Genomic DNA, 22356 nt, shown 5'->3' with positions numbered 1-22356 from the left:
TTCCTTCAAGGGCAGAGCTCCCCATTGTGCCCCAACGGGAGTTGGCGAAGGATGTACAGGAAAGCTCAGGGGGAAATATGCCTTTCTACGGCGCCGACGTCGATCAGCTCAAAGCACTATCGAAAACCCTTGCCAGCGGGGCCTCGCTGCTGGCCACCCGCGCCCGGGAACTCGATTCCCTGATCGCGCAGGGCGGCTATTGGCAGGGACAGGATGCCAAACGCTTCGCCTCCGAGTGGCAGGGCCACTTACGGCCGCTGCTTGAAAGGACCTCGCGTGGGATAGAAGAAGCGTCCAAGTCTGTGCTCACCAACGCGGACCAGCAGTCGGGTGCCTCCACTGAGGGCGCCAGCGCAGGCAACAGCGGCCCAGGCGGCGGCTCCGGCGGAAGCGGGACCGGGACCGGGAGCGACTCCGCCAAACCGGCGAAGGACGCCACAACAAAGACCTCCAATCCCACGCCCCAGGAGATCCTGGACCAGTACCAGGTCAGTGACGCGGAGACCACTAACTGGCCCGGCGACTGGGATCCGTTGCGGTTCGTGACGGACCAAAGAGTGGTAACCGAGAAGGAAGCGGAACTTCTGAATGGCCTGGGACCCTTTGAGCTGAACGCTTTCAAGGGCATTCACGACGACGCCTTCAGCGTTGCCGATGAGCGCTTCCCCAGCGAAGACCGCAATGATGACCAGAATGACGCTTTCCGACACGCCTATTGGAACGCCCTCATGGTCAAGGAGTTTGGCGCTGACTGGGCTGAGGACTACGCCACCGCCCACGAGCAACTCCCCGGAAACCCGGCTCCACGCGAAGCAATGGATCTGTACAACAATGAGGTTGGTCGCAATGTGGCCATTGCCAATCCGGATGCCAGTGCTGAGGAGCTTGCAGACTTGATCGAGGAAGCCGTCAATAACGGAGACACTGTGGTGGTGGGACCAGACCTGTTGCCGCACCCGTCCAACCAGATCCCCGCCGACCAGACGGGCGACGCCGGCAACGCCGAGCCAGCCCCTGGTGAAGATCCTGAGTTCAACGACGAGTCCAGGACTACTTCGTGAGTCGTCCTGCCACCCCAAACGCACGACGCCGCACCAAGACTGCGGTGCCCCGCGTCACCATGACCAGCCTGCTCACCTTAGTTCTGGCCTGCGCCTTGGCCGCCTGTTCCCTCGGAGGATCCGTCATGCCCGAAACGAACGACCACCTCAACAATCAGGTCCTGGAGTCCGCCACGAACGGCACGGCGCTCAAGCTGTCCGATGCCACGGATTTCGACTGGGACCAAGCAGGTTTTGTCACGTCTGGAACCCCGGCCAAGGACATCGAGGAAGCCTTTGGGGAACCGCTCACCAAGGAGAGCCGCTACACCGCGTCACCGGCACTCTTCGTTTTCTTGAAGGACGGCAAAGTCACCAAAGCGGTCCGCATCGTCCCGGACGCCTTCTCAGGGGCTGACGCCAGGAAGAAGTACGGCCGCGATGTGGTCCTCACTCCGTCGGAGGGGCAGAAGGGCTACCTCACCTGGCGCGAGTAACGCCCACCGCGAGGAACCCGTCAATCGTTAGGCCCGCCAGTACCCCAACGCATCAATCCGGTGCTTGTCCACTCCGAGTTCTTTCCTCAGGTGCTTGACGATTGCCCGCGTACTTGATGCTTCGCAGGCGATCCAAAAAAAGTCGTCTCCCACGGAAACAGCGTCTGCCGTGAGCGCAGCGCAGACTTCCTCCACCAGAGCGGCACCGTCACGTTTGCGCGGAACCCAGGTGACGACGTCGGAATCGACGGTACGCACCTCAAGCGAGGGGTCGGCGTCGTGTTGGTATTCAAGCCACGCCGTCACGGGAGCTGCGCCTGCAGCAACACGCTGCCGCTCATCCAGCAGTGAATTAATGGCCGGGATGGAAGCGGGATCTCCCACAATCCACGTCCGCCGCGGGGCGGGCTGCGGGAACGTGAAGGAGCTGCCTTGGACGGTGGCATCAATGGTGTCGCCGGGCTGCACTGAGCGCGCCCAATCCGCAGCAACGCCGTGATGCATCGCGAAGTCCATGCTGAACGTACCGTCCGCAGGGGAGGCGTTGACCAAGGTGTAGGCGCGCTGGTGGGCCTTGCCGGAGTCGTTGAACCAGAGCCGGATCCACATGGTGGGATGCAGGCCGCTGCGCTCCAGGAGTCCGCCGTCCCGCACGTGCACACGGAGGAAGTCCGGGGTGATTTCTTCGCTCCCCGTGACTTCCAGGGTGAAGTCCTTGGCGCCCATGACTTTGAGGACGACACCTTCCCAATTGCGCTTCAAGCAACACTCCTTCACGAATGTCCACGATTTGTGAACGGGGCCAAAGCCATTTATCTTGAGCTTAAGTAAGCCTAACCTAAGTTCGAAAGCGGCCTAAGATTATGACGCCTGCCCCAACGCAGCAACCCGCCCCGGCAGGCGGCCCCGGAACGTACCGGGATCGGTGGGGAATCCCCCATTTGTGGGCTGATTCAGCCGATGAACTCGCCTTTCTGCAAGGTCAGAATGCGGCCACGGACCGCTCCTGGCAGATCGAGCTGGAACGGTGGCGTTCGGAAGGCCGCACAGCCGAAGTATTGGGCTCAGACGCGGTGCTCTGGGACCGTTTTGCCCGGCAGGCGCGGCTGGATGACACCGCGCGCCGCTGCTTTGAAAACCTCGACGCCGTCACTCAACGCTGGTGCGGGCAGTACGTGGCGGGTGTCAATAGTGCACTGGCGGAAGGCCAAAGGGGCGGAGCCGAGTTTGACGAGTCCGGCAGCGAACCCGAGCCGTGGAATCCATGGACCCCGCTGGGCGTCTTCCTGGTGCACCACATCCTCTTCTCCACCTTCCCCAACAAGCTGTTCCGGGCACACGTCGCGAGGACACTCGGCGACCACGCCGTCAGCCTGTTCAGCATCGAGGCACCCGTCTGGTCAGGCAGTAACGCGTGGGCGGCCCACGGCTCGACGACGGCCAGCGGCCTGCCGCTGATAGCCGGCGACCCCCACCGCCTCATGGAACTCCCCGGCGTCTACCAACAGGTACGGCTGGCCTGCCCCGAGTTCGACGCGATCGGATTCGCGTTCCCCGGAGTTCCCGGCCTCCCCCATTTCGCCCACACCGGCAACACCGCCTGGGCGATCACCAACGCCATGGCCGATTACCAGGACCTCTTCGTGGAGGAATTGCGCCGGATCAGCGACAGATCCGGTGATCGCATCGAGGCGCGCGGAGCGGAAGGCTGGGAGCCCGTCGTCGTGAGTTCCGAAACCATCACCGTCCGCGACGGTGAGGGAGTGGCCGTTGAAATTATTGAAACCGCGCGCGGCCCGGTCATCTCTGAAACGCCCGACGGCGGCGCACTGAGTTTGCGTTTCCCGGCCAGGGTCGAGGGGCGGTTGGGTTTCGAGGCCCTCCTGCCGCTGCTGCGGAGCCGGAGCGTTTCCGACGTGGAAGCCGCCTTCGATGCGTGGGTGGAGCCCGTCAACAGCGTAGTGGCCGCCGACGTTTCCGGGTCCGTACGGCATTTCGTCGCCGGGTTGGTTCCGCAACGGAATCCGGCCAACCGGCGCTTGCCCGTCCCGGCCCTCTCGGCCCGTCACGAGTGGGAGGGACAGTACGTGGTCCTGCCCCGCACCGAGGTCCAGAGGTTTACCGTCAGCGCGAACGACCGCGAAGCTGGCGGCGGTGACGTCGTGGCCATGGAGTTCGCGCCCGCGCATCGGGCCCTCCGCATCCGGCAGTTGCTGGAGTCGACCGCCGGTCCGTTATCCGTGGACGCCATGCAGGCCATCCACACGGACACTCTGCTGGGTCCGTGGCCGTTGTTCCGGTCAACGCTCTCCGGCCTTGACACCCAGGACCTGTCCAGGGAGGCCAAGGAACTGCGTGCGCTGTTGTTGACGTGGGATGGACTGATGGATGCCGGCAGCCACCAAGCTGCGGTCTTTGCAGCGTGGCGCGGAGCTATCGTCCAGCGACTGGCACGGCATTCCGCGTTGGCTCCCCTGAGTGAGCCCACTGGTTACTCAGCATTGTTCAGGCCTTGGTTATCCGTGGCATCCCGCATTGGATTCGCCTTGGAGACCCTCCTGGCGCATGGGTCCGAACTCGGCATTAACGTTGGAGTGGAAGCCGCCGCCGCACTTGAAGACGTTGCCTTGGAGGAGTCCATGCTCAACGGCGCTGCATGGGGTGACCGGCACAAACTTCTGGCCGTCCATGTCCTCCCCGGACCGCTCGCGTCATCGGCGCCCACCTCAGAGCTCAGCGGAGACACCGGGTGCGTCCTGTGCACCGACAGCCTGCCCGGTGTCGAAGACCGAAGCTTCCGTGGACCCGTGGCCCGCTACGTCTGGGACCTGGCTGATCGGCGTAACAGCCGTTGGATTGTGCCTTTCGGTGCTTCCGGCTCGCCAGGTCACCGGCACTTCGCCGATCAGCTGCCGCTCTGGACCGCGGGTCAACTCGCCCCAGTGGTCACTGACTGGCCTTCGTTGGCCAAAGATCATCCCTGACCAGCCCGTTCCGTCCCTCTCGTGACCCCACATCCGCCAGCATCCGCATCAGAACGCATCAGCCCCGAAGGAAGCCATGACCACCACCACCCAGGACTTCTCTGTCCGCACCACCGTTTACGCTGAAGACCTCGAGGGGTGGGGCGCATTGCGGCTTGTCCCGCTGGTTCCTGCCGAGGACATCCACTTCATCTTCGAATGGGTCACCCAACCCCGCGCCAAGTTCTGGGGCATGACGGAAAACTCCAGGGACGAAGTCCAAGGGATCTACGAGTTCCTGGACTCCTTGGAGACCCACCACGCCTTCCTGGCCCTCCTTGACGGGGAGCCACTGGCCCTCTTCCAGACCTACGAGCCCCTGCACGATCCCGTGGGTGAGGCATACCCCGCCCGCGAGGCGGACATCGGCATGCACCTGCTTCTGGCCCCCGCCACACGGCCTATCCCGCATTTCACTCCGAAGCTGGGCACGTCCTTGATCAAGTACATGTTCTCCCTGCCGGGCAAGGACCGGATTGTGGTGGAACCGGACTCCCGCAACGCCAAGGCCCTCCGCCGCCTGGAAGCGACGTGCTTTGAGTTGGGTCCCATCATTCAGCTCGCTGAGAAGGAAGCCCAGTTGGGGTTCCTGACCCGCGCAGGCTTCGATGAAATCCAGGAGCAGCAGGCTCTCTGAGCCCGCGTAGAGAGGACAAAAAGTGCCGCCGGCGGCCCCCAACGCTACCGGCGGCACGCTTGGTGCCCAGCTCACCAACGCCTCCAGCGCTAACGCCAGACGAAACTCCAAGTTCCCGCTCCAACGGCCGTCAGCACCGCACCGGCGGCGATCACCAGTCCGCCAAGGACCACCCACGCATCCAACAGCGAGTACGTAGATTCGCGCGCCCACGTCCGCCGGCCCCCGCCGAAACCGCGCGCTTCCATGGTCACAGCCAGCCGGGAAGCCCTGCGAACAGCTTGGACCAGGAGCCCGAAGCTCTGGCCGAGGGTTGCTTTCAGGCGTTGGAACGGGCTGCCTTGTGAACCCACCCCACGGGCGCGGCGGGCCATGCCAATGGTCTGCCATTCCTCGGCCATGAGCCCCACCAGCCTCATCGCCGCGAGGGACCCCAGGACAAAGCGGTGTGGCAGCTTTGCTTTCTGCGCCAAGGCATCAGCCAAGTCGGTGGGATCGGTGCAGGTCATCAGGAGAATGGCCGGCAACGCAATCGCCAAACCGCGCAGCATGAAACCCAGCCCCAGCTCCAGGGAACCTTCACTGATGGACCAGAGTCCGACGTCGAGCAGCACAGCTCCGCTGTCCGCCGCCACAATCGCGGTGCTCCAGCCGCCGATCGCTGCCGCGATGATCAGGGGCCAGGCCCGCTGCCACAGAAGCCTGAGAGTGAGTCCGGCCAGTGGAAAGAGCGCCAGTTCCGCAACCAGTGCTGTGGAGGCCGAGACCCAGTCGATGGACAGGGCCAGCACCAAGGAAATCAGGAAAACGGATACGAACTTGGCCAACGGGTTGGCTTTGGTCAGGAGGGCATGGTTCCCGCGCAGGTTCAAGGCGTCCCTCATGCTGCACCCGCTTCCTGACGTGTGGCTTCACCCTGTTGGACCGGGCCGAGCCGCAATTCCGTTCCGCCGAGCACAGCACTGAATTCTTGGTCGTGGGTCACGGAGACCACCGCGGTTCCGGCGTCCAGCAGCTCGGAAAGGAACGATGCCAGTTCTGCCCAGGTGTTGGCGTCCTGACCGAACGTGGGCTCGTCCAGGACAAGCACTTTCGGATGGGCCGCGAGCACCGTGGCCACCGAGAGCCGCCGCTTCTCCCCGCCGGACAACGTGTACGGGTTGGCATCCACCAAGTGCGTCAACCGCAACCGCTCCAGCAGTTCATCCACGCGTTCCTCGCCGTGGCCAAGATGCTTTGGACCAAACATGAGCTCATCCAGGACGTTGCCTGTGACGAACTGGTGCTCAGGTTCCTGGAAAACCGTCCCAATGCGGGAGATCAACTGCTCGGCTTTCCACTTGTACGGGTCAATACCGGCACCCTGGGAAAGGTCGACGGCGGCACTGACCTTGCCGTCCACCGGCGCAAGAAGGCCGGCCAACGTGAGCGCGAAAGTGGATTTGCCGGCACCGTTCGGACCCGTGATGGTCAGCGCTTGGCCTGCCCTGACCTGTGCACTGATGCCCGTTTGAACCGGCACGGGTGGGATGGTCTTGAACCTCTTGCGTCGGGGCTTTTCCCGCGAAACTGCGAGGTCCTGCGCCGCGAGGAGGAGCTGCGCGGTGTGGGGTTCGGCATGGGGATCATTCCGCCGTTCCCGGGTCGCCGGAACATATCCCGGCACCCAGACGCCGGCTGACATCAGCCTGGTGCGGGCTTCAGAAAGTACCTGGTCCGGTGGCCCGTCCAGGAGGACGCCACCCGTCGCCCGGCCCGCTCCCAAGCCGCCCGAGCCCGCCGCCTTTGTTGACCCTGGCTGCAGGACCACAATCCGGTCCACCAGGTCCTTCCACACGGACACTCGGTGTTCCACCACAACAAGGGTGGCGCCGGTCTTGTCCAGGCACCGCCCTACCGCATCCCGGACCTCCAGAACGCCTGCCGGGTCCAGGTTTGCTGTTGGTTCGTCCAGCAGGATCAGGCCGGGTCGCATCGCCAAAATGCCGGCCAGCGCCAGGCGCTGCTTCTGGCCTCCGGAGAGTGCCGCCGTCGGGTGATCCAACGCCAAACCGCCGCCTGCCGCGGTACGCAAGCCGACGTCGTCGAGCGCTTCATGGACGCGTTCCCAGATCTCGTCCCTTGGGACGGCGAGGTTCTCCGCGCCGAAGGCGACGTCGTCACCCACGCGCGAGAGGACCACCTGTGTCTCAGGGTCCTGCTGCATCAGCCCGGCCCGGCCACGCTGCTCGCGGGGCGCGACGCCGTCAATCAGCAGGGAGCCGGTCTCATCCGAGTCGTCTTCCTCGTCCCCCAGAACCCCGGCAAGGGCATGCAGGAGCGTGGACTTGCCCGCACCCGAAGGACCCAGCAGCAGCACGCGCTCCCCCGGTTCAATCCGAAGGTCCAGGCCCTCAATGGCAGCTTGGGCCCGGCCTGCATGCCGCCACCCCCAGCCCTCGGCGGAGATGGCAGCAGGCTGCACCGCGCCGCTAAGTGTGGCGGACATCAGTTGAAGACTGGCTCCGAAGCGGCCTTGCGCGAGGCAAAGGAGCTCAGCACCCCGGTCTTGGCCAGCCCGCGCGTCGCAATCCACGAGAGTGCGCCCGCGATGATCGCCCCGGAGATCGTGGTGAAGGTGATGTAGGCCAGCTTGTCGATGGCCTCGTAAGCGATGTTCCAGCCCCAGGGCAGGAAGGAGTCGTTCAAGCCGCAGAACAGGCCCGCGCCGGCGCCCGCAAGGAGAGCAGTGGGCAGGTTGAACTTCTTGTACCGGAAGGCCGCGAAGATGAGCTCGGCGCCGAGGCCCTGCAGGATGCCGGAGATGAGTACAGTGGTGCCGTACTGCGAACCCATGATGAGCTCGCCCGTGGCGGCAACAGCTTCGCAGAACAGCGCTGCACCCGGCTTGCGGATAATGAGCATGCCCAGGACCGCAGGGATCATCCAGCCGCCGGCGATCAGACCGGTGAGCGGCGGATACGTCGCATTCATGGGGATGGAGACCAGTGCGGCGCCCTGGGACCATGCCCAGAAAATCACGCCGCCGGCAATGGCGATCAAAGCCGCCACAACAATGTCTACAACACGCCAGTTATAACTGGTCTTCTTCACGCTTACCGTGGTCATTTTCTGCCTCCTGAGGTTACAGGAGGGGAAAGTGCTACCCGTCATCCAGCTGGCCTGCGCCGCCCGGATCCGGACACTCTGAGAAGCTCGACTCCCTTGCGCCGGTACTAACCGGATCAGGTTCGAGGGTCTGCGGCTATCCGCACTCTCAGCGCCCTCGCGTCTCCTGCATCTCTGCAGAGTCCGACGGCGGCGCTCCCCTGTCGTTATCAAATCTGCCCTGATGGGCTGGTTCAGTTTACACCTGAGCCCGTGGCGGGCGCTGGTCCGTTGGCCGGCATTCAGTCACAATCAGCCGCGGTAGAGCCCAGTGCTGAACCCCGTGCGCGTTGCGAGGCCCACTCTGCACCCTAAACCCACACCATTCCCTGCACACCGGGCCACACAACGGGACCTGAGAGAATGAACCAGCAGACTTCACCGCGGCAAAGGGGCACACTTCATGACGGACCTTCCCACCACCCATAGCGCTGTGCCCCAACCACGTCTGGCTGCAAGCGTCATCCTGCTCCGAGATGCCCCTTCCGGGCTCGAAGCCTTCGTCCAACACAGGGTCAGCACCATGGACTTCGCCGCCGGAATGGTGGTCTTCCCGGGAGGACGTGTGGACTCCGCGGACGGGTCCGGGTGGGACTACCCGGCGGAATTGCTTCAACGCCACGCGTCCGAGTGGAACCAGAGCTCCGTGGGCGCGAATCCTGCCGAAGCCGTGAGAAATGCCGGGACAATACTAACTGCGGCCATCCGCGAGGTTCAGGAGGAGGCCGGGCTCACCATCGAAGCCGCACACCTCCGCCCGTGGGCCAACTGGATTACGCCCACAGACATGCCCAAGCGCTTCGACACCTTCTTCTACATTGCCAAGCCAACAGCTGGTGCTACGCCCCAACACCAAACAACCGAGGCTTGGCAATCATTGTGGATGCCTGTGGCGGAGATTCTTGCAGCGGAAGCGGCCGGCACTTTGAAGTTGATGCCGCCAACCTATTACCTCCTCAAGGAACTTGCCGGGTTCGGAACAGTTGACCAGGTTTGGACGGCCGAGCACAGCGTCGTCCCGGTGCTGGCGCCGGTGGGCTCCATGGCAGCGTTCCTTAAGGAGCGGGAAAACCGTCGCTAACGCGTGCGATGGGTGTAGCCAGCTAGGCTGGGGACATGAACCTCTTCTTTAAGCTGATCGGTGCCGGAGTGAGCCTCGGGGCAGGCTTTGTGGGCACCAAACTCGTCAACAAAGGGTGGGAAAAAGCGACAGGCAACAAGCCGCCCCTGGGTCATGACGACGCAGAAACCAGCCTGCGCTCGGCCTTGACCTTCGCTTTGATCTCCGCCTTTGTCAGCACGCTCATCCAGGTCCTGGCGAGCCGGGGCACCCAGCGGGCCATCGCGCGCTTCGCCAAGAGCCACGACATCGTCTAGGCATCCAAACCACGACGCCGGGATCACCTGCAGGTGATCCCGGCGTTCGTTGTTGCTGCTGCTAGCTGTCGCTCCGCGGTTCCTGGCCGGCAGCCGCCCTTTGGACCACGGCCTCCAGTTCATCCTTGGTGAGCTTCTCCCGGTGTCCATGTTTGGTGCGGTAGGCGGAACGGCCAACCATGTGCGCTGACACTGGTGCTGTGAGGAGCTGGAAGATCCATGCCACCAACAGAACCGGCCACACCCACCATGTCCGCATCTGAAGTCCGATCGCGGCCAGCATGAGGAACAGACCCAGGACCTGCGGTTTGGTGGCTGCGTGCATGCGGCTCATGAGGTCCGGGAACCTCAACAAGCCAATGGCTGCGCCCAGGGACATCAGCGCGCCCACCACCAGGAACACGGCGGTGACAGCATCAACGACGAAGTCAAGGCCCGAAGCGTCAGGATTCATTGCTCTGTTCCCTTCGCTCGGCCACAAACCGGGCAACGGTCACCGAGCCAATAAACCCGATCACTGCCAGAGCCACCAGCAGCATCAGGTTGTTCAGGTGCTTGTTCAGCGCCATATCGATCGCCAAGGCAGCGCCCAGGATGGCCAGCAAAACATCTGATGCCAGAACACGGTCCAGAAGGGACGGACCGACGGCGATGCGGACAATCGCACCTGCAGCCGCCAGGCTGAGGATGACGGCGGTAACCACCAGAACTACTTCCTTCACAGCGCCGCCCCTTCCAGCCCGGGCCGTTGTTCGGCCTTGAGCGCCTCGACTTCTTCGCGTGTACCCATAATGCGGATCAATCCTGCTTCGATGTCTTGGGTTTCCTGACGAATTTTGTCGATATCCGCCTCTTCATAAATGTTCAGTGCGTGCAGGTACAGCGTGGAAGTGGAGCGGTCCACCTCCACCACCAGGGAGCCTGGGATCAACGAGATCACGTGGCCGGTGGCCGTCACCATGAGGTCGGAATGGCTCCGCAACGGAACGGCGACGACGGCGCTGCGGACCTTGGGCCCTTTTGCTACAGCCAGGTACAGCACCAGGAAGCTCGCTGCCACCACTTTGGCGAGGAACATCAGCGCAAAGGGAATGGCGCGAAGAATGTTGAACCTGCCGCTGAGCTCGACGGGCGGAAGGTAGAAGAACTTGGCCACCAGCACGGCAATCAAGGCGCCAAACAGGAGATTCCCGGGGCTGAAGTCCCGCCACAGGGCACCCCATACGATCACCAACCAGATGAGCAGCGGCAGCTCCGTGCGGAACGAGATCGGTTTACGGCTCATTTGGCATCCCCCGTCTGCACGTCATCCCTTCGAACCAGCGGCGGCACCACAACCGAATCTCCGAGGACCGAGTGAATATAGGCCGAACGGTCCAGCATGATTCCTGCGGAGCCGTCAGCGACCTTGAACAACGGGCCTGCAAAGACGGTCAATGCCACGCCGAACACCACCAGTCCAGCTGTGGATCCCACCATGGTCCGTGGAAGTACTCCCACGTTCCCGGGCGTTTTTAGCACGGGGTCCGGATACTCAGCGTCCTCGGGCCTGCGCCAGAACGCCCTGTTCCAGACACGGGCGATCGCCAGCAGTGTCAGCAGGCTGGTGACCACGCCGCCCACCACCAACGTGATCGCCAACGGCGTCCCCAGCTCCACACCTGCTTGCAGCAACCCCAGCTTTCCAAGGAAACCGGAGAACGGCGGAATGCCCGCCAGGTTCATTGCGGGGATAAAGAACAACAAGGCCAGCAGCGGGGAGAGCTTGGCCAAGCCACCCAAGCGGTCTATGGACGAGCTGCCACCACGCCGCTCAATGAGGCCGGTGACCAGGAACAAACTGGTCTGGACGGTGATGTGGTGGGCTACGTAGAAGACCGCGGCGCCCAAACCTGCCACTGAGCTCATGGCCAGGCCAAACACCATGTAACCGATGTGGCTCACCAAGGTAAAGGACAGCAGACGTTTAATGTCGCTCTGGGCCAAGGCACCCAGAATTCCGACAATCATGGTCAGTAGCGCCACCACCATCAGTGGGACGTTCAGCGTGTCCCCTGGGAACAAGAGCGTCTCTGTCCGGACCATCGCGTAGACACCCACCTTTGTCAGCAATCCTGCGAACACGGCGGTGACTGGGGCGGGAGCAGTTGGATAGGAGTCAGGAAGCCAGAAAGACAGTGGGAAGACTGCGGCCTTGATGCCGAACGCCACCAATAGCATCACATGCAGGAGGTTCTGGGTGCCCTGGTCCAGCTCGGCCAGCTTGATGGCCAGGTCCGCCATGGTGATGGTTCCGGTGGCTCCATAGATCATGGCGATCGCAATGAGGAACAGTACGGACGAGACCACGGAAACCACCACATACGTGACACCGGCCCGTATACGCGGGCCCGTACCGCCCAGCGTCATCAGCACGTAGCTTGCTGTCAGCAGGATCTCGAAACCGACATAGAGGTTGAAGAGGTCACCGGTGAGGAAGGCGTTGGACACGCCCGCCACCAGGATCAGATAGGTGGGGTGGAAGATTGAGACCGGCGCTTCCTGGTCACCGTCGGCCATACCCTGACCCGTTGCATAGATGAGCACCGCAAGGCTCACCACGGTGGAGACCACCAGCATGAGCGAGGAGAACTGGTCCACTACCAGGACCACACCCCACGGGGGCAGCCATCCGCCCAAAGTGACCGAGGTGGTGCCCCCATCCCATACGGAGATCAGGAGCAGGCACTCGAGCAGGAGGGTTGCACTGAGAATGCCGATGCTCACCACCCTCTGGGCGGAGTGGTGGCGGATCAGCAGAAACGCCAGGGCAGCACCCAGAATTGGTAGGAGGACAGCTAGCGGCGACAGGTTCGCGAGATTCACGCGCTGCCTCCTTCCCGGGTTGTTGCCGTGTTGGGGGTCTCTGTGGCGTCCGGTTTGTCACGATCCGCCGGGCTGGCCGGGGTGACCGCGAACTCCGAGGTTTCCAGCGGCACGATGGCATCGTCCTCGGCATCGAAGCTCGGCGTCTTCGCCACGCGAACGTCTTCAAGGTCATCCTGGATCTCATCCTGACGAGCCAGGACCCACGTGCGGTAGATAATGCCCAACATGAAGGCCGTCACCGCGAAGGAAATGACAATCGACGTCAGGATCAGTGCCTGCGGCAGAGGATCACTGTATGCCTCCGGGGCCGTTTCCTTGCTGAACAGCGGCGCAAGGCCTGCATACCCTCCGGTGCTCAGGATGAGAATGTTGGTGGCGTTGGCCAGCAACATCAAACCCAACAGCACGCGGGTCAGACTGCGTTCCAGGATCAAGTAGATACCGCAGGCGTACAGCACGCCCATGACGATCAGCAGGGTCAGGTTGATGCTCATGCGTTACCCTTCCCGAGCGCAGCGGATTCAGCGGCTTCGTGGGCAAGCTCAGGATGCTCGGCGGCATCTTCATCCGCGAGCGGCGCGCCTTTGCCTTCAAAGTGCTCGTCGATTTCGGCGCCGAGGCTGCGGAGGACGTCCAGCGCCAACCCCACCACCACGATGTACACGCCGATGTCGAAGATCGTGGACGTGACGAACTTGACGTCACCAAAGACGGGCAGCCAGAACTCGATAATCGCGCTCTGGAACACCTGACCTCCCAGGAAGAGTGGAACCACACCGGAGGCTGCCGCGGTGGCAAGTCCCGTCCCCAGAAGGGTGCCGGCACTGATGGTCGCTGCCTCGCTCAACTCGAACCGGCCACCGGCCAAGTACCGGATGGTGAGGGCAAGGCCGGCGGTGAGGCCGCCCGCGAAGCCGCCGCCCGGCAAGTTGTGTCCGGCCAGGAGAAGGTAGATGGAAAAGACGATCATCGAGTGGAAAATCAGCCTGGTCACGACTTCAAAGATGATCGAGCGTCGCTCCGGCGCCAGCGTGCGTCCCGCCACCAGCCAGGCATCTCGCGTGACGTCGGTGAACTTCTTGGCGACGGCCAGGGCGGCTCCGTCGTGCGAATCACGGTCGACACCGGTGCGGCGCCCCACACTGCCTTCAGGCACGGCTTCGGATGTCTTGATGCGATCGCCGCGGCTGCGGACGAAGATCAGGCTGGCAACACCCGTAGCTGCAATGGCCAACACGGAGATTTCCCCGAAAGTGTCCCAGGCCCGAATGTCCACGAGAGTCACGTTGACCACGTTCAGACCCCCGCCACCTTCATAGGCCAGTCGTGGGAAATCGAGTGAGATGGGGGTGGCAACGCGCGCCCCCATGGCGTAGATGGCAACGAAGATCATGGTGATACCGAAGGCTGCGCCAATGATCACTCGGATCACCCGGAGCCTGCCACCGGTCCGGTCCCTTAGCTCAGCGGGCAGGCTGCGCATGGCGAGCACGAAGGCCACCAGCACGATGGTTTCCACGAGCATCTGGGTCAAGGCAAGGTCCGGAGCACCTTGCAACGCGAACATCAGGGCGATGCCGTAGCCGGTTACTGACACCATGAGGACCGCAAGGAAGCGCTTGTTGGCCCGGACCGCAGCCAGGGCACCCACCACGATCCCGATTCCGGCCACGATCTGCAGCGGGGAGTTCGGGTCAATGAGGTAGATGCCGTCCGGCAGGGGCTTGTTGGCCATGATCAAGGCGGTGGCCGGCACAGCGAACGCTACCGTCAGAATTACTGCCAGATAGAAGTACAACGAACCACGCTGTGTGCGGCCGGTAACCCAGACGGCAATATCGTCCAGGGCGCCAATGGTGTTCTGGTACGCGCGGTCGCCATCCACCCAGTCCGGAACCACGCTTTGTGCCCGGGAGACGAGGTTGCGTCCGTAGAACATCGCGGCGCCTGCCGCGAAAGTTATCGCTGTCAGCCCCAAAGCAGGGGTGATGCCATGCCACAAAGCCAAGTGTCCGGCGTCGACCGCGTCCGCGCCGTCAGCGAATAGCGCTGCGTAAGGCTGGATCCACGTGTCCACGGGTGCCGGCCATACACCGTAAGCGATGGTCAGGAGGCTCAAGATCGCCGGTGCGGCCAGGAAAGCGGGCTTGATGGGCTTGAAAGGCGTGGGCTCCACGCCGGGCTTGACGGCGAACGCACCCCACATGAAGCGGGCGCTGTAGGCGAAAGTGAGGATGGAACCGATGACCAGCCCAACCAGGATCCAGATGCCCCACACCGGAGCATGATCGCCGGTGCCGTAGTGGACGAAGGCCTCAAATACCGATTCCTTGGCCACGAAACCAGCTAACGGCGGCACGCCGGCCATGGACGCGGCGGCAATACCGGCCACCACTCCGAGGGCACGCGAAGAACGGAAAACCCCGGAAAGCTTGCGGATATCGCGCGTTCCGGATTGGTGGTCAATGATGCCCACCACCAAGAAGAGAGCCGCTTTGAACAGGCCGTGGGCCAGCAGCAGACCCAATCCCGCGAGGGCAGCATCCGGTCGGCCCAGGCCTACCACCATGGTGAGGAACCCGAGCTGGCTGACGGTGCCATAGGCGAGAATGAGTTTGATGTCGGTTTGGCGAAGCGCACGGTAGCCACCTACCAGCATGGTGGCCAGGCCCAGGCCGAGAACCACGGGAAGCCAGAACTCCGACGTCGAAAATCCCGGAGCCAGACGCGCCACAATATAGATGCCAGCCTTGACCATCGCTGCCGCGTGCAAGTACGCGCTGACAGGTGTGGGAGCCGCCATGGCGCCCGGCAGCCAGAAGTGGAACGGAACAAGCGCCGATTTAGTCACCGCACCGGCAAGGACAAGTACGACGGCGGCAGCCACCGCTCCTTGCATCGGTCCGCTCATGAGCGTCCCGGCTTGGTCCAAAATCTCTGAAATCCGGTATGTTCCTGCAGCCTGGCCCAAGACGATGAGGCCCACGAGCATTGCCAAACCACCAGCTGTGGTGACCATGAGTGCCTGGAGCGCCGAACGGCGTGCAGCCAAACGGGTGCGCGCATAGCCGATCAGCAGGTAGGACAGGATGGTGGTGAGTTCCCAGAAGATGAAGAGCATCAGCAGGTCATCGGAGGTCACCAAACCGAACATCGCGCCGGCAAAGGCCAGGAGTTGAGCTCCGAATCCGCCCAGATCCGCGTCCTTGTTTTTGAAGTAGCGGGCGCAATAAATCAGCACCAAAGATCCAACGCCGAGGATCAGGAGCGACATCACCCACGCCAGGGGATCCATACGGAAAGCGAGCTCGAGCTTAAGGGTGGGGATCCATGGAAGGATTTCTTCCATTCCTCCACCGGAATATGCGGCCTCGTACTGGAAGACCAGCCAAACAAAGGCGCCCGCAGGGACAGCCGCGAGGGCGTAGAACGCATTTCTGCCCAGTTTGCGGAAGATCAAGGGCGCCACAGTTGCCGCTACAAAGGTGATGGCGAGAACTGTGATCACTGTTATCTCCGCAAAGTCAGGAACATATTGTCAAAAGTTGGAGCAGGCGGTCATACGTTGGGTTCGGTTTACCCAGTTTATCAAGGCGGACCGACAGTTTTCGGCATCGGAACCCGTCTGCGCGGACGGCTTAAAGCCACGTTGTCCACATACCGGTCTGTCATGTGCCCACCGATATCCCTACCCCCTATAGCATTCAAGCTATGAACGCGGCCGCAGTTCCCGAAGCCTCCCATCCGACGTCCGAGCTTGCCTCGGGACCTGTTGCCTCCAAAAAGGCACAAATCCTCGCTTGGGCATCCTGGGACTGGGGATCAGCTGCCTTTCAAGCGGTCATGACCACCTTCGTTTTCACCGTGTATTTGACGTCTAATGCCTTCGGAGGTGAGGACGCTGCCTCGGCAGCCCTCGGTGCCGCGCTGGCAATTGCGGGCCTAGCTATTGCACTGTTTGCTCCCGTCACGGGCCAACGTTCAGATGCCGGAGGGCGCCGCAAGCTCTGGCTTGGAGTCAACACGACCGCCACAGCCGTCCTGACTGCGCTGTGCTTCTTCGTTTTCCCGAGGCCGGAATTCCTGCTCCTCGGCGTCTGCCTGATCGCTCTGGGCAACATCTTCTTCGAGTTTGCAGGCGTGAACTACAACGCCATGCTGGCCCAGATCTCAACCCCCAAGAACATTGGCAGGGTCAGTGGCTTTGGCTGGGCTATGGGGTACCTCGGAGGAATCGTGGCGCTCCTCCTTGTCCTGCAGTTGTTTGTCCAGCCTTCCTTCGACTGGTTCGGCTCGTCAACGCAGGACTCACTGAACATTCGGCTCGTTGCCATCTTCTCCGCCCTATGGTTCTTCATCTTTGCACTTCCCGTGATGTTCGCGGTTCCGGAAGTTTCCGCGAGGCGAAACACCACATCCCTGGGTTTTGTGGACTCCTACAAACTTCTGTTCCGCCGCATCAGCGCGATCTACAAGACCAGTCCCCACACCATCTACTTCCTGCTATCCAGCGCGATCTTCCGCGACGGCCTCGCGGCCGTGTTTACCTTCGGTGGCGTCATCGCCGCCGGTACTTTCGGATTTGAACTCAAGGACGTCATCTTCTTCGCCATCTTCGGCAACGTAGTCGCTGCCGTCGGCGCGATCATTGGAGGCTTCCTTGATGACAGGATCGGGCCCAAGGCCGTCATCGTCCTTTCCCTGGTTGGCCTCCTCATCGCGGGCACAGCCATCCTGGTTCTCGGCAATGGGGACTACGTCTTCTTCGGAAATGATTGGCCCGGGACCACCACGTTCTGGGTCTTCGGTCTGATGCTCTGCTTATTCGTGGGACCAGCCCAATCGTCATCACGGGCGTACCTGGCAAGGCTGGCCCCGGCCGGGGAATCCGGTGAACTCTTCGGGCTTTACGCCACAACTGGCAGGGCAGTCAGCTTCCTCGCCCCCACACTTTTCACCCTGTGCATCACCATTGCCTCGCCGCTTGTTGCAGAAGGTGAAGCCCAACGCTGGGGCATCCTGGGAATCATGGTGGTGCTGCTCGCGGGCCTCTTGGTGATCCTCCCGGTGAAGCCGCCGGCCCAAGTGGAAATAGCCGTGGTCCCCGAGCGTTAACTACATAGGGCCGGTTGGGCATGAACGCCGTACCGGACCCGTACAACAGAGTTAGGGTGAAGCTATGAACGTGGATGAGACTGAACTCCCAGGCCTCGGGGTCCGTAAGGATTTCGTCACGGCCTCGGGCCGTCGCATCGGTGTCGTGGAACTTCGAGAGGGCGAGACAGAGCTTTTCGTGTCCACCTGGGATGATCCTGACACCTGCCAGGCATCCATCCCTTTGACAGCCGACGAGGCTTCCACATTAGGTAACCTCCTGGGCGGGCAACACATTGCCATGCGCTTGGCCGAGGAGCATCGCGAGATACCGGGCATCGTCACCCGCCAGTTCTCCATCACACCGGAGTCGCCCTTCGTGAACCAACCCATGGGCAAAGCGCAGATCCGCACACGCAGCGGCGTCTCCATCGTGGCGATCATGCGCGAAGGCGAGGTGGTCCCGTCGCCGGCTCCCGACGTCGTACTTCACACCGGCGATTTGCTCGTAGCGGTCGGCACGCAGGAAGGTCTTGACTCGGCAGCCGACATCCTCCGCAACGGTTGACCGGTATGGATCCGCTTGCATTAGCCCTCGTTGAACTGGGGGCCGTCGTCTTCTGCCTCGGTCTCCTGGCTCGACTAGCGGGCCGAATAGGCATGTCCCCCATACCCCTCTACTTGGTGGGGGGCTTGGCTTTCGGAGCCGGCGGGTTCGTCAAACTCGATGGCATGCACGAGTTCGCCCATCTCTCGGGAGAAATCGGCGTCATCCTCCTGCTGCTGATGCTCGGACTGGAATATACGGCGTCGGAGCTTGTTACAGGTCTTCGAAGATCGTGGCAGGCCGGCGTCATGGACTTTGTCCTCAACTTCCTGCCGGGCGCCGGATTGGCCGTGCTTTTGGGATGGGGACTCGTGGGTGCAATCGTCATGGGCGGCGTCACCTATATCTCGTCGTCCGGCATCGCCGCGAAGGTGATCACCGACCTCGGCCGAATCGGTAACCGCGAGACGCCCGTTGTGCTTTCCATCCTGGTCTTTGAAGACCTGGCAATGGCCATTTACCTGCCCATCCTGACCGCCATCCTTGCCGGTGTGGGATTCCTCGGCGGACTGCAAACGGTGGGAATTGCCCTCGCCGTGGTCACGGTGGTTCTGGTGATTGCGCTCAAGCACGGCCACCGGGTCTCGCAAGCAGTGCACAGCGAGAACTCGGAGGTCTTCCTCCTCAACGTGCTTGGCCTGGCTCTCCTCGTGGCGGGCATTGCATCTGCCCTGCAAGTCTCCGCCGCAGTGGGTGCGTTCATGTTGGGCATCGCTATCTCCGGTGCGACGGCCCACAACGCCACCAGGATACTCGAACCTTTGCGGGATCTTTTTGCTGCCATCTTCTTCGTGGCGTTTGGACTCAACACGGACCCCACCTCCATTCCCCCGGTCCTTGGATGGGCGCTGGTGCTGGCATTCGTCACCGCCGCAACCAAGATGCTCACAGGAATTTGGGCCGCCAAGCGCGCGGGCATCGCTGTGCCGGGCCGCTTCCGCGCAGGAGCTGCGTTGATCGCCCGCGGTGAGTTCTCCATTGTCATCGCAGGGCTGGCTGTTGCTTCCGGGGCCGTGCCCGATGAACTTGCAGCCCTCGCTACCGCTTACGTACTCATCATGGCCATCCTCGGCCCGCTTGCGGCCCGCTTTGTGGAGCCAGTGGTCAAGGCCATCCGAAAAACTCCGGGAGCACCACCCCGCACGCCGGAACGCGCACCCGCGTAGCAAGCACGTCACCCTCCGCCGAGGGGGCGGGATCTCACCCTCCGCCGAGGGGGCGGGATCTCACCCCAAAGACACACCCAGAGCCCGGGGAGCTAACCCCTCGGCGGCACGCCAGAAGACGCTAAATGGACGTCCGGTGGAAATTCTGGTGGCTGCGGCTGGCGGTGGGTCCACGCTGGCCTTGGTAGCGGTTGCCGTACTCACCGGAACCGTAGGGGTGCTCAGCGGAGGACGTCAGACGGAAGAAGCACAGCTGGCCGATCTTCATGCCCGGCCACAGCTTGATGGGCAACGTGGCAACGTTGGAGAGCTCCAAGGTCACGTGACCCGAGAAACCGGGATCGATGAAGCCAGCCGTGGAGTGCGTCAGGAGCCCAAGCCGCCCCAGGGATGACTTCCCCTCGAGGCGCGCAGCAATGTCGTCGGCCAAGCTGACAGTTTCGTAGGTGGAACCGAGCACGAACTCCCCTGGGTGAAGAATGAATGGCTCGTCGCCCTCCACTTCCACCAACCGGGTCAGTTCTGGTTGTTCCTCGGCGGGGTCGATGTGGGCGTATTTATGGTTGTCGAAGAGCCGGAAGAACCGGTCAATCCGCACGTCCACGGAAGACGGCTGAACCATCGCGGGGTCGTACGGTTCAAGAACAATCCGTTGGGATTCTATTTCGGCACGAATATCGCGGTCAGAGATCAGCACAGCATCAAAAATACCCCATGCATTGTCCACGCCGCCCCATGGGACTATAGTTCCCGGACATGTACAACCGCGCCCGTACTTGGGGGCAACGAGCATTCGCGGGGTAATTGTGAGAAAACTGGCTGCGCCTGCCGCCATTGTGCTGGCCTGCACCCTGGCTCTCGGGGTGGTTGCTTCCAGCCAGATTTTTCCCTCAACGCAGACCAACCCCGGCCCCACGTCCACCCCTTCGGCAGAGGTCCCGTCAGGACTGACGGGACCGAAGGAAAGCACGACGGCGGAGCCCGCACCTTCCGCGCCCCTCCCGGCAGCCGGCAACGTATCCCCGCCGTCCACGGCGCCCGCCCCGGACGCAGGGACTTCGACGCCGACACCAGGCATCACGACGGGAGCCGACTCAAACGGTGGTCCCGTCGCCGTGGATCCCGTCTTTGAAACTCCGCCGCCGTTGCCCAGCATCGGGCCCTCGTGGGGTCCGGACAACCCCTCGGACCCTGGTGTCTCCGGACCGCCGGCAACTGAACCGGCGCCACCAGCGACCGCCGGCACCGTCCCCAGTGAGGCACCGCCGACGGCCCCGGCCGCAGGACCGAACCCCGCGGACTCCTTACCCACCGAACCAGCCTCACCCACCGAACCGACGGAACCGACGGGCTCTCCGAGCCCGTCGCCCACTGACACCGCCTCTCCACCCCCGGCGGCCGAACCCTCGGCGACCGAACCCCCGGCGACCGAACCTCCGGCAACCGAACCCCCAGCAGTCGACACCGCACCATCTGGATCAACTCCGCCTCCGCCCCCTGCAGTAACCCAAAACCCGGCACCCTCACCCACCGCCCCCGCGCCGTTCCCGGGAAAGGCCCCCAGCGGCGACATTAATCCTGACAACGGCGCCCTGGCCCTCCTCCCTGACAGCAACACGGCAGCGATCCTGACGGTTTTCAACGCGATCAACAGTTACCGCGCATCGCTCGGCCTGGCCCCCGTGAAGTACCACGCAACTGTGGCCAGCCTGGCCCAGGATTGGTCCAACAACATCGCAACGCGTGAGGTGATCCAGCACCGCGCCAATTTTTGGACGGATCCTCGAGCGCTGAACCCCAACAACGGCGCGGGTGAGGTGATCGCTGTCCGCTGGGACCGGGACGCGGCGCAGCTTGTGGAGTGGTGGAAGGGATCGCCGGGGCACGATGCGCTTCTCCGTGATCCTCGGTTCAATGTCATGGGCATCGGCATCACGTACACGGATGGCAATTGGCAGACCACCCCGAATCGATTCACGCTCTGGGGTGTGGTGAATTTCTTCGGCTACACCACCTTGCCGGCAGGGACCACCACCAGCCCGGGCGGCACCGTCCCGCCACCAACGGATCCTGTAGGTGTCTGCGAACCTGGCAGCAAGCACCAACCACCCACCCTTAACCTCAGCGCGGCATCGATCAGCAGCGCTGCAGACCTGGTATCAATCGCCGGCGACGGTTCCGTGGTGGCCTACCCTTCGTGGGGTGGCGGCCGGTACGGCGGTGGCAAGAGAATCGGACTCGGGTTCACCGGGCTGAAGGACCTCTTCATTACGGACTGGGACCGCGACGGTGTGTTTGACCTGATCGCCCAAAGACTCGACGGCGCCCTCTTGGTGTATCCCGGTCTTCAAGCAGGAGGTTTCAAGGATCCCGTTGCACTTGGGCAGGGCTGGGGGACGCTAAATATTGCCGTGGGCACGTGGTGCGCCAACAACCGGCTTCCCCAGATCGTAGCCATGGACTCGGGCGGCAACCTGTACCTCTACAAGAACGCGGGCCTGGCCTATATTCGTGCGCAGGCGGCGATTGGAACGGGTTTCCCGGCCATCAGACTGAACATGGTGGATTACAACGCCGACGGATTCCAGGATTTGCTCACCACTGAGGCCAACGGCACCCTCCGTTTGTATCGGGGCAGCGGACTGGGCACGCCCAAGCAGGAATCGCGTCCGGTAGTGGGTGCTGAATGGACCGATTACATCGGGCTGCGAACGCTGCGCGGTGTGACCGGTCCCGACTCGACGGGTGTTGCCGGGCTGAACCGCAACGGTGTTGTTGAGTACTGGGATCTCAATACCGGACGCCTCACAACTCCGGTGACTATAGGCATCGGTTGGGGCGGCCTGAAGTTCGCCCAGTAGTACCGTGCCTCAGCGCCTAACCCGGGTGTCGGCGTCGTA

At 62.8% G+C, this 22356-nt stretch carries 21 protein-coding genes and 1 riboswitch; of the genes, 10 read left to right on the top strand and 11 right to left on the bottom strand.

The features are described from left to right. The first annotated feature begins 77 nt into the window (after positions 1-77). Positions 78-1061, top strand: coding sequence for a WXG100 family type VII secretion target (locus HAV21_RS14445; protein ID WP_166842194.1), 984 nt, complete (start codon positions 78-80; stop codon positions 1059-1061). Beyond that, positions 1058-1537, top strand: coding sequence for a hypothetical protein (locus HAV21_RS14440; protein WP_166842193.1), 480 nt, complete (start codon positions 1058-1060; stop codon positions 1535-1537). The genes HAV21_RS14445 and HAV21_RS14440 overlap by 4 nt, the downstream gene beginning before the upstream one ends. A 27-nt stretch (positions 1538-1564) precedes the next feature. Here the strand turns inward: HAV21_RS14440 and HAV21_RS14435 are convergent, their stop codons facing one another. Continuing rightward, positions 1565-2299, bottom strand: coding sequence for a siderophore-interacting protein (locus HAV21_RS14435; RefSeq protein ID WP_166842192.1), 735 nt, complete (start codon positions 2297-2299; stop codon positions 1565-1567). A gap of 101 nt (positions 2300-2400) precedes the next feature. On the opposite strand from HAV21_RS14435, the gene HAV21_RS14430 reads away from it, so the two are divergent. Together HAV21_RS14430 and HAV21_RS14425 are read left to right on the top strand one after the other, a co-directional pair. Further along, on the top strand, positions 2401-4521 hold the full coding sequence (locus tag HAV21_RS14430) for a penicillin acylase family protein (RefSeq protein WP_166842191.1): 2121 nt from the start codon (positions 2401-2403) through the stop codon (positions 4519-4521). Positions 4522-4597: 76 nt separating this feature from the next. After that, the gene (locus HAV21_RS14425; protein ID WP_166842190.1) at positions 4598-5197 is read left to right on the top strand and encodes a GNAT family N-acetyltransferase; all 600 of its coding nucleotides are present in this window, start codon (positions 4598-4600) and stop codon (positions 5195-5197) included. An 89-nt stretch (positions 5198-5286) separates the two neighbouring features. On the opposite strand, the gene HAV21_RS14420 is transcribed toward HAV21_RS14425, so the two are convergent. Genes HAV21_RS14420 through HAV21_RS14410 form a run of 3 tightly spaced genes read right to left on the bottom strand, consistent with a single transcriptional unit; the run spans position 5287 to position 8305 of the window. Continuing rightward, positions 5287-6081 (bottom strand): energy-coupling factor transporter transmembrane component T, encoded by a 795-nt coding sequence (locus HAV21_RS14420; protein WP_166842189.1) that lies wholly within the window; start codon positions 6079-6081, stop codon positions 5287-5289. Next, entirely contained in the window at positions 6078-7685 is a 1608-nt protein-coding gene (locus tag HAV21_RS14415; protein ID WP_166842188.1) for an ABC transporter ATP-binding protein, read from the bottom strand. Before HAV21_RS14415 ends, HAV21_RS14420 begins: the two co-directional genes overlap by 4 nt. Further along, positions 7685-8305, bottom strand: coding sequence for an ECF transporter S component (locus HAV21_RS14410; protein WP_166842187.1), 621 nt, complete (start codon positions 8303-8305; stop codon positions 7685-7687). The genes HAV21_RS14415 and HAV21_RS14410 overlap by 1 nt, the downstream gene beginning before the upstream one ends. A 75-nt stretch (positions 8306-8380) precedes the next feature. Then, a riboswitch (TPP riboswitch) is annotated at positions 8381-8517 on the bottom strand. Positions 8518-8747: 230 nt separating this feature from the next. Between HAV21_RS14410 and HAV21_RS14405 the strand changes: the two genes are divergently transcribed. Then, complete coding sequence (locus HAV21_RS14405) at positions 8748-9425, top strand: NUDIX domain-containing protein (protein ID WP_166842186.1); 678 nt, start codon at positions 8748-8750, stop codon at positions 9423-9425. 35 nt (positions 9426-9460) lie between these two features. Beyond that, on the top strand, positions 9461-9721 hold the full coding sequence (locus HAV21_RS14400) for a DUF4235 domain-containing protein (RefSeq protein WP_142937748.1): 261 nt from the start codon (positions 9461-9463) through the stop codon (positions 9719-9721). Positions 9722-9782: 61 nt separating this feature from the next. On the opposite strand, the gene mnhG is transcribed toward HAV21_RS14400, so the two are convergent. Genes mnhG through HAV21_RS14370 form a run of 6 tightly spaced genes read right to left on the bottom strand, consistent with a single transcriptional unit; the run spans position 9783 to position 16097 of the window. Continuing rightward, entirely contained in the window at positions 9783-10175 is a 393-nt protein-coding gene (gene mnhG / locus HAV21_RS14395) for a monovalent cation/H(+) antiporter subunit G (RefSeq protein WP_142937747.1), read from the bottom strand. Continuing rightward, positions 10165-10443 carry a monovalent cation/H+ antiporter complex subunit F gene (locus HAV21_RS14390; RefSeq protein ID WP_142937746.1) on the bottom strand — a complete coding sequence of 93 codons (279 nt, stop codon included), beginning with the start codon at positions 10441-10443 and terminating at the stop codon, positions 10165-10167. The genes mnhG and HAV21_RS14390 overlap by 11 nt, the downstream gene beginning before the upstream one ends. Beyond that, positions 10440-11006, bottom strand: coding sequence for a Na+/H+ antiporter subunit E (locus HAV21_RS14385; protein ID WP_166842185.1), 567 nt, complete (start codon positions 11004-11006; stop codon positions 10440-10442). The genes HAV21_RS14390 and HAV21_RS14385 overlap by 4 nt, the downstream gene beginning before the upstream one ends. Next, positions 11003-12586, bottom strand: a complete 1584-nt coding sequence (locus HAV21_RS14380; protein WP_166842184.1) for a Na+/H+ antiporter subunit D — start codon at positions 12584-12586, stop codon at positions 11003-11005. The genes HAV21_RS14385 and HAV21_RS14380 overlap by 4 nt, the downstream gene beginning before the upstream one ends. Continuing rightward, positions 12583-13083: a Na(+)/H(+) antiporter subunit C gene (locus HAV21_RS14375; RefSeq protein WP_142937743.1), complete on the bottom strand. Its 501-nt coding sequence runs from the start codon at positions 13081-13083 to the stop codon at positions 12583-12585. The genes HAV21_RS14380 and HAV21_RS14375 overlap by 4 nt, the downstream gene beginning before the upstream one ends. After that, the gene (locus HAV21_RS14370; RefSeq protein ID WP_166842183.1) at positions 13080-16097 is read right to left on the bottom strand and encodes a Na+/H+ antiporter subunit A; all 3018 of its coding nucleotides are present in this window, start codon (positions 16095-16097) and stop codon (positions 13080-13082) included. Before HAV21_RS14370 ends, HAV21_RS14375 begins: the two co-directional genes overlap by 4 nt. A 203-nt stretch (positions 16098-16300) precedes the next feature. Between HAV21_RS14370 and HAV21_RS14365 the strand changes: the two genes are divergently transcribed. The 3 genes from HAV21_RS14365 (at position 16301) to HAV21_RS14355 (ending at position 19456) form a co-directional block, all read left to right on the top strand. Then, the gene (locus HAV21_RS14365; protein WP_166842182.1) at positions 16301-17704 is read left to right on the top strand and encodes an MFS transporter; all 1404 of its coding nucleotides are present in this window, start codon (positions 16301-16303) and stop codon (positions 17702-17704) included. Positions 17705-17768: 64 nt separating this feature from the next. Next, the gene (locus HAV21_RS14360; protein ID WP_142937740.1) at positions 17769-18251 is read left to right on the top strand and encodes a cation:proton antiporter regulatory subunit; all 483 of its coding nucleotides are present in this window, start codon (positions 17769-17771) and stop codon (positions 18249-18251) included. Positions 18252-18256: 5 nt separating this feature from the next. Continuing rightward, on the top strand, positions 18257-19456 hold the full coding sequence (locus HAV21_RS14355) for a cation:proton antiporter (protein ID WP_142937739.1): 1200 nt from the start codon (positions 18257-18259) through the stop codon (positions 19454-19456). A 121-nt stretch (positions 19457-19577) separates the two neighbouring features. On the opposite strand, the gene dcd is transcribed toward HAV21_RS14355, so the two are convergent. Then, a complete protein-coding gene (dcd, locus tag HAV21_RS14350) occupies positions 19578-20153 on the bottom strand; it encodes a dCTP deaminase (protein WP_142937771.1) in 576 nt (191 codons plus the stop codon). A 109-nt stretch (positions 20154-20262) separates the two neighbouring features. On the opposite strand from dcd, the gene HAV21_RS22285 reads away from it, so the two are divergent. Then, positions 20263-22317: a CAP domain-containing protein gene (locus tag HAV21_RS22285; protein WP_347877659.1), complete on the top strand. Its 2055-nt coding sequence runs from the start codon at positions 20263-20265 to the stop codon at positions 22315-22317. Positions 22318-22356: the final 39 nt, after the last annotated feature.

It is taken from the genome of Paenarthrobacter sp. MSM-2-10-13, assembly GCF_011605365.1.
Taxonomy (GTDB): Bacteria; Actinomycetota; Actinomycetes; order Actinomycetales; family Micrococcaceae; genus Arthrobacter.
The sequence above is the reverse complement of the archived record's forward strand: the minus strand, read 5'-3'. Positions and strand labels throughout refer to the sequence as shown.